The organism is Bacillus sp. FJAT-25509 (assembly GCF_001420605.1).
GTDB lineage: Bacteria > Bacillota > Bacilli > Bacillales > Bacillaceae_G > Gottfriedia.
This window is the reverse complement of sequence record NZ_LJIZ01000013.1, coordinates 257,272-270,304: the sequence shown is the minus strand read 5'-3', so window position 1 is coordinate 270,304 and position 13,033 is coordinate 257,272. Positions and strand designations below refer to the sequence as shown.

Sequence of the window (13,033 nt, the reverse complement as noted above, 5' to 3'; positions counted from 1 at the left end):
ATTATTTTTCCTCCTTTAATCGCTCACGAACGGTATGAACATCTTTATCGCCTCTGCCAGATAAACAAATGACTAAATTTTCATCTTTCTTCATCGTTGCTGCTAGCTTGATTGCATATGCTACTGCATGTGCGCTTTCTAATGCTGGAATTATTCCTTCTAATCTTGCTAATAATTGGAATGCTTCAAGTGCTTCTTCATCTGTGATTGATTCATATTTTACTCGTTCAACATCTTTCAAATAACAATGCTCAGGACCTACCCCTGGGTAGTCAAGCCCTGCAGAAATTGAATGGGCTTCTTGTATTTGACCATCTTCATCTTGAAGTAAATACATTAATGCACCGTGTAATACACCTGGTACACCTTTAGTTAAAGATGCTGCTTGCTTATCTGTATTGATTCCATGACCAGCCGCTTCTACTCCAAATAACTTTACACTTTCATCCGTTATAAATGGATGGAACATACCAATTGCATTACTTCCTCCGCCAATACAAGCTACTACTGCATCAGGAAGTTTACCGTTCTTCGCTAAAAATTGTTGTCTTGTTTCTTTTCCGATTACACTTTGGAAATCTCGTACCATCATAGGGAAAGGATGTGGCCCCATTACTGAACCTAATAAATAGTGAGTGTCATCTACATTTGCAACCCAGTAACGAAGGGCTTCATTTACTGCATCCTTTAATGTCGCACTTCCTGATTCGACACTAATCACTTTTGCGCCTAGTAATTCCATTCGGAAAACGTTCAGTTCTTGTCTTCGAACATCCTCAGCACCCATGAAAATAACACATTCTAAATTTAAAAGGGCACAAACTGTTGCAGTTGCTACACCATGTTGTCCCGCCCCTGTTTCAGCAACGATTTTTCGTTTACCCATTCGAATCGCAAGCAATGCCTGACCAATCGCGTTATTAATTTTGTGAGCACCTGTATGATTTAAGTCCTCACGTTTTAAATAAATATTAGCTCCGTTTGCATGCTTAGTTAAATTTTCGGCGAAATAAAGTGGTGTTTGGCGGCCTACATAATCCTTTGACAATCTTTCAATTTCCTCGTTAAATGCTGGATCATCTTTAATTTTTGAATAAGCTTCTTCTAATTCAGTTATGGCTTGAACTAGCGTTTCAGGTATATATTTCCCTCCATACATACCGAAATGACCTTTCACATCTGGAAGTGTGTACGTAGACATTTAAATTCCTCCTAATTTTACTTTTTTTATAAAACTTTTTATTTTTTCTTGATCTTTTTTACCGTTCGTTTCAACTCCACTACTTACATCAACCATTTTTGGTTTTACGACGCTACTAGCAGGTATTACATTCTCAATCGTCAGCCCACCGGCTAAAATCAAGTTATCTATTTTTTTTGAACCCATAAGCTCCCAGTTAAATGTTGTTCCATTACCACCACGATATTTGCCACTCGGGCTATCTACTAAAATATAATCACAATCATATTCTGCGATTTTTTCAACGTCCTTTTCCGATTGAACTCGTAATGCTTTGATTACTGGAAAGGATAATGAGCGACAAAATTCTGGTGTTTCATCTCCATGTAACTGAATATGTGTTAAACCAACTTCCTGGTAGATGGATTCTAATGTTTCCTTTGTTTCATTTACAAAAACGCCAATCTTCAATATCGAATCTGGCAGTGATTCGATAATCTTTTTTGCTTCAGAAATTTCAATACGACGTTTACTTTCTGCAAATACAAATCCAACTGCATCAGCTCCTGCATTTATTGCACTTTGAGCTGTTTTTAAATCGGTAATGCCACAAATTTTTACTTTCACTGCTTAGCCTCCTTTAGAATAGGAACCATAAGCTCTCTCATGTTGGATGATAATTCATTACTCCTCATTAATGCCTCTCCAACCAAAATTCCATTTGCTCCAGCATTTCTTACTCGTTTTGCATCATACTCATTGAAAATGCCACTTTCACTAATAATGAAACCCCCAGTTGCTTGAATAAGTGGTGCTAGACTTTCTGTTACTCCTAGGTTCACTTCAAAGGTTTTTAAGTTTCGGTTATTGATGCCATATAGTCGGGGGCCAATTTTTAGTGCTTTTTCTAAATCTTCCTCGTCATGTACTTCCATCAATACTTCAAGATTTTGCTGTTTAGCATATTGATATAAATGATTTAGTTTTGTATAAGGTAATGCAGCAGCAATGAGTAAAATAATGTTTGCTCCATGCTCTTTTGCGATATCTATTTGAACTGGATCAATAATAAAATCCTTGCATAATATCGGAATATTAACGGAATCACGTACGATTTTCAGATCTTTAAAGGAACCTTTGAAGAAAGTTGTATCTGTTAAAACAGATATTGCGGCTGCTCCATTTTCTTCGTATTTCTTTGCTTGTTCTGCGGGATTAAGATTTGTATTAATATCCCCTTTTGATGGTGACGCTCGTTTAAACTCCGCAATGATCGATAAATGGTCTGCAGCTTTTAACTTTTCAATTAATGATAAATTCTTTTTTTGATCCGCTATTTTCCGACTAATCGCTCTTAAACTTTTGATTTCGATTTGTTTTTGAGAAATAATACGATCTAAAATGGTTTCCATTTATATAACCTCTCTTTTCAGTTTGCTAGTTTTTTCGACTAGTTTTTGTAATTTCTCATAAGCTGCGCCAGAATCAATGCTCTCTTCAGCCTTCTTAATACCATCTGTTATTTGATTGACAATACCTGAAGTATAGATTGCTAAACCAGCATTTAATAAAACCGTATCTCTAAAAGCTCCTTTTTCTCCTTTTAATACTCGAAGAAGAATATCTGCATTCCTTTTTGCATCTCCACCTTTGATTTCTGTATTTGGGTAATAAGTTAATCCAACTTCTTCCGGATGAAGGGTCATCTTTTTCAGCTCATTATTTTCTAGTAGGACGATATGATTTTCACCAGCTAACGATGCTTCATCTAAATGACCTGCACCGTTTAATACAATCGCTCGTTTACGTCCTAATTTATTTAGCACTTCAGCAAATACTTCTAAATAATCTCTTCTGTAAATTCCTAATAGTTGGGTCTCTAATTCAACTGGATTTGTTAAAGGTCCAATTAAGTTAAAAATGGTCGGAATTTGCAATTCACGTCTAACCTTCATAACTTTTTTCAATCTTGGATGAACATATGGTGCAAATAAAAAGGTAATTCCTATTTCGTCTATAAGCTCCTCGGAAGCTTGTGTTGGAATCGATAGCTCCACACCTAACTGCTCTAATACATCAGCGCTACCTGTTTTGCTGGACATGCTACGATTTCCATGTTTCGCAATTGGAATTCCACTTCCCGCAATAACAAATGCCGAAGTTGTACTCACATTAAAGCTCGATGAGTTATCTCCACCCGTCCCGCAATTATCAATGACATTATGAAACTTCCTAGTAAATCCTACCGTATGATTTCGAATTGCGTTTACTAGTCCTGCGATTTCGTTTACTGTTTCACCTTTTGTTTTTAAAGCAACTAAAAATGCTGCGATTTCACTATCTGATATTTGATCATCCTGTAGAATCCGACCGACAGCTACTTGCATTTCTTCTGCTGTAAACGACTCACGATTAGCTAAGCGTTGAAGGTACTCTTTCATCTTTTAATTCCTCCTTTATTTCATTTAAAAAGTTTAATAAAAGCTGTTTTCCCAATTCTGTTCCAATAGATTCCGGATGAAATTGCATACCGTAAATTGGATATTTTCGGTGTTTAATAGCCATAATTTCTTGATCGTCCATAGCAAATGCTAAAATTTCAAATAATGGCGGTATCGTTTCCTTTTCAATTACCAGCGAATGGTATCGCATAACTTCTAACGGTTGGGACATGTAGGCAAATAAATTGCTACCATCATGCCTAATTTTGGATGTTTTTCCATGTTTGATTTGTCTAGCTTTACTAATTTTTGCGCCGAATGCATAACCGATTGCTTGATGCCCTAAGCAAATGCCTAGTATTGGGACAGTCTTATGAAAAGTTTCAATTAGTTCAATCGTTTCCTGCTTCTCTTCGGGCTTACCTGGTCCCGGAGAAAGAATAATTGCCTTTGGATTTATTTCTTTTATTTCATCAATTGAAATTTTGTCATATCTAGCGATTTTCATTTCTTCGCCAAGCTCTCCTAAAAATTGATAAAGATTGTAAGTAAAAGAATCATAGTGATCAATTATTAAAATCATGATTTTCCTCCAAAAAAGCTTTTAGTTTATTAATGGTTTCTTCATATTCGTGTTCGGGTTTGCTGTCATAAACAATACCTGCTCCTGCTTGAATATAGGCCATTTGATTTTTTATAATCATCGTTCGAATAGCTAATGCAAAATCAAGATTTCCATTAACGGATACATAACCGACTGCACCGGAGTATACCCCTCGCTTTGAACGCTCTAATTCATTAATGATTTCCATTGCTCTAATCTTAGGTGCACCAGAAACGGTTCCAGCTGGTAAGCAAGCAATAAGAGCATCAAGTGAAGTATGTGGTTTTTTTATTTCCCCACTAACTTCTGAAACGATATGCATTACATATTTATATCTCTCAACGTTCATATATTTTTCTAATTTGATTGTTCCAAACTCGCAAACTTTGCCCAGATCATTTCTTCCTAAATCAACAAGCATTTTATGTTCGGCAAGCTCCTTCTCATCCTGTAATAAATCCCTTTCAATTTTTAAGTCTTGTTCATCTGTTTCCCCTCTTCGTTTCGTACCAGCAATTGGATTCGTTATGACCTGATTACCTTTAACTTTTATTAAGCTTTCAGGGGAAGTACCAGCAACAACGCTATCACCAAAATCGATATAATACATATATGGTGAAGGGTTTTGGATTCGTAATTTTCGATAATAGTCAAATGGATTTCCTTCAAATTTTGCTCCCATTCGATGAGATAGAACGACTTGAAAAATATCTCCTTTTTGAATAAATGACTTTGCCTTTTCTACTTTGGACATGTAGTCAGCTTTACTAACTTCAGACTCGAAAGTAGAAAATACAACTGGCTTTACTTCCTCCTCTTGATTTGAGTTAGCTACAATTACTTGCTTATACTTCTGAATTTCGCTCTTCAAATCTTCTAATGTTGTTTCATCGGAAAGCTTTGTTCCAACCAAATGAATTTTCTGTTCCAAATGATCAAATACAATAATGACTTCAAAAAACATTAAATGGAGATCTGGCATTCCAATCACGTCTTCCAACTCATCACCAATTTCTTCAAATTGGCGAATCATATCGTACCCAACATATCCAATTCCTCCGCCAATGAAAGGAAGTTCAAGTGCTTCCAAGTAATCCTGCTTTGGTATTAGCTCTTTCAGTTTTAAAAGAGGATTTCCAATAAACTCTTCTTTTTGACCGTTGTTATGGATGATTTGGCCACCTTGATTCGTTCCAATTAATTCAAAAGCAGGTTTTGAACCGACAAATGAATAACGACCAGAATCTTGATGCTTAAACGAACTTTCAAATAAAAACTTTTTGCTATCGGTCAATTTCTTAAATAATGAAATCGGTGTAAACAAATCCCCCATTATCGTTTCAATGATTATTTCTGCTTTGTTTTGTACTGACAATTTGTTCGACCTCCAGGAATTTAATGATGAGTATAAAAAAAGTCCCCTATACGCACAAAGATTGTGCATATAGAGGACGATTAGTTGCTACCGCGGTACCACCTCAGATTGGATCAGATTTAACTGAATCCCACTTTTCGGATACGAGAATTAGTTGCATATAATTCCGATACCCTATCCTTTTAACGGTGGAAATCCGTGCATCCCTACTTTACTGTTCAAGATGCCTCTCGTAAGCCCATTCGATAAAGGTTCCTGTATTAGACTCCCACCATTGTCTAACTCTCTGTGACATTCACCAATATTTACTCTTCTTACTCATCGATTTATGTTTATATAATTTAAAAGAAATACAAAAAGGGCCCCCCGTCTTAAAAAGGACGAGAGACCCGTGGTGCCACCTTCATTAGCTGATTAACAGCTCGCTTTGTCGGTATCCAATCAACTTTTCATTGAATACCCGTCTTTTGTAACGAGAAGACTACTCGCCAAAGCCTACTACTTATTTAAGGTTCGGTTTGAATGCTCAGAAGTCCATTCGCGATTACTTTCACACTGATTCGCACCAACCATCAGCTCTCTTTAGTTTCCGTAATCGTTACTACTCTTCGTCAACGCAAAGTAAATATGGATGTTTATTTAAATTAATTGTCCTTATATTATTATGCAAAAAATAAAAAGTCAACAAGTTTATTTCTACAAGATTCGATTTTTTAACTTTTTAGAAAACTAATATCATACGTTTTTATTAATCGCATACACAACCTAATTTTGGAAAGAATAAACCTAATTAGACCTTCCATCAAAGAGGTATCAACATGAGAACTAATACAACAACAATGAAGTCAAATAAAGAAGAAGTTTTATCAAATAATCTTAAAAATAATATTGAAATGATTCAAGAATATTTAAGTCATACAGAAGATTTGGTTGTTAAGATTATCCATAAAAACACTCAAATTTTTGCTATTTTGTTTCTTGAATCGATGATAAAAATTGAGGCACTTCAATCATTTATTATTGAACCTATTTTAAGAGAAACAAAGGATGAAACAGGCAATATTGTCAAATCATATGAGATTAAAAACTCAACAAATATCTCAGAATTAGGAGATAGTTTATTAGACGGATTTTGTCTTATTTTAGAAGAAAATAATTCATTCGGAACTCTAGCAGCAGCCCCAGATGATAAAGGACGAGCAATTCAAGAACCCGCTAATGAACAAAATATTAATGGTGCCCATGATGGTTTTGTCGAAAGTATAAATACAAATATACAATTACTAAGAAAACGAATCCGTACACCCGAGCTAAAAGTTAAATATTTTACGATTGGTAAGATTACGAATACTAGAGTTGCTATGGTTTATATCGATTCAATTGCAAATCAAAAACTTGTTGAGGTCATAGAAGAAAGAATTTCAGGTGTTGAGTTAGACAGTCTTCAATCAACGGGGCATTTAGAAGAGTTAATTGAGGATAATACTTTTTCACCATTTCCACAAGTATTAAATACAGAAAGACCAGACCGGGCTGTATCCTATCTTTTGGATGGAAAAATAAATTTACTTGTAGATGGGAATCCTACCGTATCAATTGTACCAATAACCTTTTTTGCTTTTTATCAAGCTCCTGATGATTATACTCATAGATGGCTGATTGGATCGTTTTTTCGAATTATAAGAGTTTTTAGCTTTATTATTGCAATCTGTCTACCTGCAATCTATATCGCGATTGTATCTTTCCATTCTGAAATACTACCAATCGGAATTCTTTATTCAATTAGAGTCTCTTTAGAGTTTGTACCATTTCTTCCTCTTGCAGAGGCATTTATGATGCAAATCATATTGGAGCTGTTGAAAGAAGCAGCTATTAGACTACCATCTCCTATCGCTCAAACAATTGGAATAGTAGGTGGATTAGTAATTGGTACGGCTATTGTTGAAGCGCATTTAGTATCAAATACCATGATTGTTGTGATTGGTTTTACAGCGATTGCATCATTTGTAGCCCCGGTCAGTGAAATGGGAACTAGTATGAGATTATTAGGATTCCCAACTATGATTATGGCGTCGGTACTAGGTTTTTTTGGGATTACTTTATCATTAATGTTAATCTTTATGCACATGTGTAAATTAAAATCTTTTGGTATGCCGTACTTTTCACCAATGGCACCTTTTAGAAAGGAAGATATTAAGGATACATTTATGAGACTCCCTATATGGAAACAAAATACAAGACCAACTGATGCACTTCCCCAAAAACTTGAACGGCAAAGAATGTTTAGGGTGTGGAAGAAAAAATGATAACGAATAGTAATTCGATTTCTAAATTACAGCTTTATTTTTTTATTGTCCAAAGTCAAATAGGTATTGGATTACTCTCCTTGCCAAATGTGGTTGAAAGTACAGCTAAAGGTGATGGCTGGATTTCCACGCTAGTAGCAGGATTAGCAGTTCAAATTACAATATTCATCTACTGGCTATTACTAAGAAAATATCCAAATGAAATCTATACGGAAATAACAAAAAAAATTTTAGGTAAATATGTGGGGAAGTTATGCAATTTATTTATCTATATTTATTTTATTATGATTGGAAGTTTGGCTTGTATTCTTTTTATAAGAACCATAAATCTCTGGTTACTCCCACTTACTCCTATGTGGGTATTATCGCTTATTATTGTTTTATCGAGTATTTATTTAACAATTAGCGACTTAAGAATCATTTCAAGATTTTTTGTTATATCTTCCGTCTTAATTATCTTACTGTTTTTTCTTTCCTTTTTTACCTTTTATTTACCAAAAGAAGTTCGCTTTATTCTACCAGTTGGACATTCTGGTGTGAAAAATATACTACTGGGAAGCCATAAATCATTACTCTCAATGTTAGGATTTGAAAGCCTTTTACTAATATTTCCTTTTATTCTTGATTCAGAAAAAGGAATTTTTAAAACTGCGAGTTTTGCCAATATTACGGTGACACTATTCTATACATATTTCACCATCCTTTGTCTATTAAGCTTTAGTCCAACACAGCTTTTGCAAATTCGGGAACCTGTTTTATATCTATTTAAAGTACTTTCATTTGAAATGATCGACCGTTTAGATTTGATTTTTTTATCAGTCTGGATCGTGCCTATGACAACATCGGTAATAATTTACATGTTTTTATCAGCGAAAAGTATTAGCAATGAAAATTCATTCAAAAAAATTGTTATATTAAATGGAATCCTTATTTTTATCATTACAATTTTGCCAATCGGTGAAGAACAACTAGCTCTTTTTAACAAATATGTAACTTATTTGAGTTATGTAATAGTATTTGGGCTTCCGTTCATTCTCTTTTGCCTATCCTTCATCATCTCTAAGACTGAAAGGAGTGAGCAATTATAAGAAAATCCTTCTTAATCACCTTATGTTTGTTTACCTTTTTTTTAGCTAGTTGTTGGGATCAGAATCTATTAGTAGATAAAAAAATGGTGAATGGGATCAGTTTGGACTTAGACAAAGACAATACTATATTAGCCACAGTTAGAGCATTAAATATCGAAAATAAAGGTGGCGGCCAATTTGAAGTGAAAGACGAACTTGTCAAAATAAAGAATTCTAATGTAGCTGGAATGGCAATTGATATTAATAATAAACTACCTGGTCAAATTGATGTAAGTAAAGCTCATATTATCTTAATTGGAAGTGAACTTGCAAAAAAAGGAATTTACCCTTTTTTAGAGGTTTTTTATCGACCTAGGCAAGCCTCCCCTTCTACTAGAATTGTTATTGCAGAAGATAAAGCATCTGACATTATTTCACTCGATCCTGGAACTAGTCCAATTGCATTCGAAATCTTAAAAGGATTAGAAGCTGCTGAAGAAACGACAAAAATTCCGAAAGAGACTGTTTTTTCAGCTTGGAATCAGATTACTGATGAGGGTCGTGATATGGTTTTACCTTATGTAAAAAAAGATGAGAATGATAAAATTACAATTGGTGGAATAGACTTATTTGATGGGGATCGGTTCTCAGGAATTAGTTTGCCTGATGAAAAGGGAAGCCTGTTATTATTGATGATGGACCAAATAACTAAGTATAGTGAAATGGCTATAAATTTAGGGAAAAATCGTTCAATCTCATTTAGGGCAAAAGATATTAAGAGGAATTTAGATTTAAAAATAGATAAAAAAACGTCAAAAATTACTTGTAAACTAAATCTAAATCTTGATTTAACAATTACTAGCTACTCGGGTAAGGTGGGAGAAAAACTTAACAAGGACAAGTTAAATAAAGAAATTTCACAATTCCTTACTAAACGGGCAAATGAAATCACTAATTCATTGCTAGAAGCTAATTGTGATGCATTTGGGATTGGAAGAAGAATTTCAAGCTCTCATCAAACTTTATGGAAAAAATTAAATTGGAAGAAAGATTATAAGGATGTTAAGTTCAAAACTTCCGTTAAGGCAAAAATTGATCGAACTGGACCTGTTTTTTAATGGATAATATTTATAATAGATTAATTTCTTGAGCAACATAATGTAAGGATTTGAAATAAATCTGTTTTTAGGAGGAATCATACTTTGAGACTAGGTAAAAAAAATGATACATTCTTTGAAATGCTCTTAAATATCGCAAATAATGTAAATGAATGTTCGATTTATTTTGATGACTTTAAAATAAAAAATGCTACTGATTTAAAAACATTCTCTGCAGAAATGAAGGCTTATGAAACAAAAGGTGATACATATATTCATCAAATTATTGTTGAATTAAACAAAACATTTATTACACCAATTGAACGTGAAGATATACTAGAACTTGCTAATAAAATGGATGATGTACTAGATGGAATGGAGCAATGTTCAGCAACATTCGAAATGTACTCCATCGTTCAAATCGATGAATTCATGGTGAAGTTTGTTAAAAATATCCGTAGTGCTGCAAACGAAATTTTAAAAGCAATTCAATTACTTTCAAGGAAGAAATTATTAGAAATGCGCGTACATGCAATCCAAGTAAAGGATTATGAGTCACAATGTGATGCGTTATTACGCACTTCCATTAAAGAGTTATTTAAAAATGAAAAAGATCCAATCAAAATAATTCAGTTCAAAGAGATATATGAAATGTTAGAATCTGTTTCTGATAGTGCACAAGATGTAGCAAATACACTTGAACAGATTATTATGGGTAATGCGTAATTAAATTGTTACTAAAAAATACAGCCTGTTGACTGTATTTTTTTATTTTTCTTCCAATAGTTTTATTGCAAGTTTTCTAATGATCGATCTTGGAATGAATCGAACAGATTGCGCTAAAATTTTATTCTTAATACCTGTAATAACAATGGTTTTCTTCTTACTAACTGCCTCATAAGTCAACTTCGCAACTTTTTTGGGGGTCATAATTTTACCTTTAAATAGCTTTGAATTATTTCCACCGGATGAATTTATAATTCCCGTTTTAGTTGGTCCTGGGCAAACAGCTGTTACAGTAACTCCTGTATGTCTTAATTCCTCTGAAAGAGCTTCACTAAATGATAGTACGTAAGCCTTTGAAGCTGCATAGACGGACATTTTTGGCCCTGGTTGAAAAGCTGAAGTAGATGCAATATTAATAATTTGACCTGACTTTTTTTGAAGCATATTTGGTAGGAAGTATTTTACTAACGCTGTTAAAGTAACAATATTTAGCTGAATCATCTTTAATTCTTTATTTAAATCAGTCCGACCAAAGTCTCCGTATAGAGCAACTCCAGCATTATTTACTAGAATATCAATCTCCAGTTGTGACTTTGAAACTTGATCAAAAATGGACTTAGCAGAATTTACTTTAGAAAGGTCTTCAGCAATAACCATTACTTTTATATTGAATTGCTTCATCAATGAATTAGCCATTTCTTCTAATTTAATTTTATTCCTAGCTACTAAAACTAAGTTGAAATGATCTTTTGCAAATAATTTAGTTAACTCGTAGCCTATTCCTTCCGTTGGTCCGGTAATTAATACTGTTTTACCCTTTTGTTTTTTGAAAGTCATTATGATTATCCTTTATCTTTTTATCGTAAGAACACTTTGTTTTACTATATGTTCAACTAAATAAAAAAAGGATTCCTACTTTATTTCTCGTAATATTTCTTCACTAACTCAATAAATAGTTCCATCGATTTCGTTTGAAGTTCGATTTTATCTGTGATAATTGAAAAATTCCGTTGAATCGGTGTCCCCTCTACTTTAAGGTAATCAATGGTATTTAACTGCTTTTCTTTTTTTATTGCTAGTTCAGAAAGATAGGTAATTCCCATACCAGCTTCTACAGCCTCTTTAATTAATTGTGTACTACCAAATTCAATTATGTTTTTAGGACGTATCTTTAATAATTCAAATAATCGTTCAGTCGCTTCCCTTGTTCCAGATCCTTCTTCCCTAACAATCCATGTTTCATTTTCAATTTGATTCAATGTCACAGCTTCAATAGCATAAATTTCGCTTTTAGTTCCAGCAATAATATACATTTCATCATTTGCAAAAGGTTGCATATTTAAATTTGTATGCGTCGCTTCTCCCTCAACTATACCAATATCAATTTGATAACTAAGTGCAGCCTGAACAATTTCTCGAGTATTCCCTATTTGCACCGATGGGATGACATTCGGGAAAAGTCTCTTCATTTCCGCTAAAATTTGCGGTAATACATATTCACCAAATGTATAACTTGCACCTATTTTAAGATGACCACTAGCCTCATTCATCAGATCATTCACAAGTGTCGACATACGTTTGTATAAACTAGTTATTTCCTTTGCATGCAAATAAACGATTTCTCCAGCTTTCGTTAACTGAACATACTTATTCGTTCTAATCAAAAGCTTTGCACCGATATGCTTCTCAAGTAATTGAATTTGCTGACTAACGGATGGTTGAGTCATATGTAACTCCTCAGCCGCTCTTGAAAAGTTTCTTTTTTCAGCGACCGCCATAAAAACTAAAAGAATTTGATCCATTTTCTATCTCCTAGTATCAGATTTACTTATTATCAATATTAACATCATTTATTTTTCTTATAATAAGTAATTTGATAAAACAGGTAAATAAAAAAGACTGATTCAAAATGAATCAGTCTCACGCTGTTGAAAAACAACCTTGTCAATTAACTTACCAAATTTTCGTAAAGAAGTAGAGTGATGTTGATTTCCACTACAGGATGCTCGCTTTCCATGGGGCGAGACCTGAGCCTCCTCGGCAAGCCTGCGGGGTCTCAGCCTTCCCGCATATCCCATAGGAGTCGAGCACCCCTCCGTTCCAATCAACTTATTCATTAAAAAAAGTCTGCAATAAAACCTAAACAAATAGCCTTTACTAAGAGTATCCTAACAGATGTTTATTAATCAGTTTGTAGATCAATAAGAATCGAACATTAATTAATAAACAAATCAAAT

Annotated in this window: 12 protein-coding genes and 2 other annotated features; of the genes, 4 read left to right on the top strand and 8 right to left on the bottom strand. The window is 33.9% G+C overall.

Annotated elements, in window-relative coordinates:
* Position 1: 1 nt before the first annotated feature.
* Genes trpB through trpE form a run of 6 tightly spaced genes read right to left on the bottom strand, consistent with a single transcriptional unit; the run spans position 2 to position 5,558 of the window.
* Positions 2 to 1,201, bottom strand: a complete 1,200-nt coding sequence (gene trpB / locus AN960_RS08565) for a tryptophan synthase subunit beta (protein WP_056469614.1) — start codon at positions 1,199 to 1,201, stop codon at positions 2 to 4.
* Positions 1,202 to 1,807, bottom strand: coding sequence for a phosphoribosylanthranilate isomerase (locus AN960_RS08560; protein WP_056469613.1), 606 nt, complete (start codon positions 1,805 to 1,807; stop codon positions 1,202 to 1,204).
* Positions 1,804 to 2,592: an indole-3-glycerol phosphate synthase TrpC gene (gene trpC / locus AN960_RS08555; protein ID WP_056469612.1), complete on the bottom strand. Its 789-nt coding sequence runs from the start codon at positions 2,590 to 2,592 to the stop codon at positions 1,804 to 1,806. Before trpC ends, AN960_RS08560 begins: the two co-directional genes overlap by 4 nt.
* Complete coding sequence (gene trpD, locus AN960_RS08550) at positions 2,593 to 3,621, bottom strand: anthranilate phosphoribosyltransferase (protein WP_056469610.1); 1,029 nt, start codon at positions 3,619 to 3,621, stop codon at positions 2,593 to 2,595.
* Positions 3,593 to 4,204, bottom strand: coding sequence for an anthranilate synthase component II (locus AN960_RS08545; RefSeq protein ID WP_056469607.1), 612 nt, complete (start codon positions 4,202 to 4,204; stop codon positions 3,593 to 3,595). The genes trpD and AN960_RS08545 overlap by 29 nt, the downstream gene beginning before the upstream one ends.
* Complete coding sequence (trpE, locus tag AN960_RS08540) at positions 4,188 to 5,558, bottom strand: anthranilate synthase component I (RefSeq protein ID WP_056469971.1); 1,371 nt, start codon at positions 5,556 to 5,558, stop codon at positions 4,188 to 4,190. The genes AN960_RS08545 and trpE overlap by 17 nt, the downstream gene beginning before the upstream one ends.
* 111 nt (positions 5,559 to 5,669) lie before the next feature.
* Positions 5,670 to 5,931 (bottom strand) — a binding site (T-box leader).
* Between the two features lie 42 nt (positions 5,932 to 5,973).
* Positions 5,974 to 6,224, bottom strand: a binding site (T-box leader).
* A gap of 194 nt (positions 6,225 to 6,418) precedes the next feature.
* On the opposite strand from trpE, the gene AN960_RS08535 reads away from it, so the two are divergent.
* The 4 genes from AN960_RS08535 to AN960_RS08520 all read left to right on the top strand — a co-directional run bounded on the left by AN960_RS08535 (position 6,419) and on the right by AN960_RS08520 (position 10,796).
* Positions 6,419 to 7,906, top strand: coding sequence for a spore germination protein (locus tag AN960_RS08535; protein ID WP_056469604.1), 1,488 nt, complete (start codon positions 6,419 to 6,421; stop codon positions 7,904 to 7,906).
* The gene (locus AN960_RS08530) at positions 7,903 to 8,994 is read left to right on the top strand and encodes a GerAB/ArcD/ProY family transporter (RefSeq protein WP_056469601.1); all 1,092 of its coding nucleotides are present in this window, start codon (positions 7,903 to 7,905) and stop codon (positions 8,992 to 8,994) included. Before AN960_RS08535 ends, AN960_RS08530 begins: the two co-directional genes overlap by 4 nt.
* On the top strand, positions 8,988 to 10,091 hold the full coding sequence (locus tag AN960_RS08525; protein WP_082459439.1) for a Ger(x)C family spore germination protein: 1,104 nt from the start codon (positions 8,988 to 8,990) through the stop codon (positions 10,089 to 10,091). Before AN960_RS08530 ends, AN960_RS08525 begins: the two co-directional genes overlap by 7 nt.
* Positions 10,092 to 10,175: 84 nt before the next feature.
* Complete coding sequence (locus tag AN960_RS08520; protein ID WP_156339646.1) at positions 10,176 to 10,796, top strand: DUF47 domain-containing protein; 621 nt, start codon at positions 10,176 to 10,178, stop codon at positions 10,794 to 10,796.
* Between the two features lie 42 nt (positions 10,797 to 10,838).
* On the opposite strand, the gene AN960_RS08515 is transcribed toward AN960_RS08520, so the two are convergent.
* Both AN960_RS08515 and AN960_RS08510 read right to left on the bottom strand, forming a co-directional pair.
* A complete protein-coding gene (locus AN960_RS08515; protein WP_056469595.1) occupies positions 10,839 to 11,633 on the bottom strand; it encodes an SDR family NAD(P)-dependent oxidoreductase in 795 nt (264 codons plus the stop codon).
* Between the two features lie 80 nt (positions 11,634 to 11,713).
* Positions 11,714 to 12,598 (bottom strand): LysR family transcriptional regulator, encoded by an 885-nt coding sequence (locus AN960_RS08510; RefSeq protein WP_056469594.1) that lies wholly within the window; start codon positions 12,596 to 12,598, stop codon positions 11,714 to 11,716.
* Between the last annotated feature and the right edge of the window lie 435 nt (positions 12,599 to 13,033).

What these genes read in the sequence shown, in the direction of transcription:
- trpB (WP_056469614.1), bottom strand. Translation starts at nt 1,201, where the DNA reads ATGTCTACGTACACACTTCCAGATGTGAAAGGTCATTTCGGTATGTAT.
- trpC (WP_056469612.1), bottom strand. Translation starts at nt 2,592, where the DNA reads ATGGAAACCATTTTAGATCGTATTATTTCTCAAAAACAAATCGAAATC.
- trpD (WP_056469610.1), bottom strand. Translation starts at nt 3,621, where the DNA reads ATGAAAGAGTACCTTCAACGCTTAGCTAATCGTGAGTCGTTTACAGCA.
- AN960_RS08545 (WP_056469607.1), bottom strand. Translation starts at nt 4,204, where the DNA reads ATGATTTTAATAATTGATCACTATGATTCTTTTACTTACAATCTTTAT.
- trpE (WP_056469971.1), bottom strand. Translation starts at nt 5,558, where the DNA reads ATGGGGGATTTGTTTACACCGATTTCATTATTTAAGAAATTGACCGAT.
- AN960_RS08535 (WP_056469604.1), top strand. Translation starts at nt 6,419, where the DNA reads ATGAGAACTAATACAACAACAATGAAGTCAAATAAAGAAGAAGTTTTA.
- AN960_RS08530 (WP_056469601.1), top strand. Translation starts at nt 7,903, where the DNA reads ATGATAACGAATAGTAATTCGATTTCTAAATTACAGCTTTATTTTTTT.
- AN960_RS08515 (WP_056469595.1), bottom strand. Translation starts at nt 11,633, where the DNA reads ATGACTTTCAAAAAACAAAAGGGTAAAACAGTATTAATTACCGGACCA.
- AN960_RS08510 (WP_056469594.1), bottom strand. Translation starts at nt 12,598, where the DNA reads ATGGATCAAATTCTTTTAGTTTTTATGGCGGTCGCTGAAAAAAGAAAC.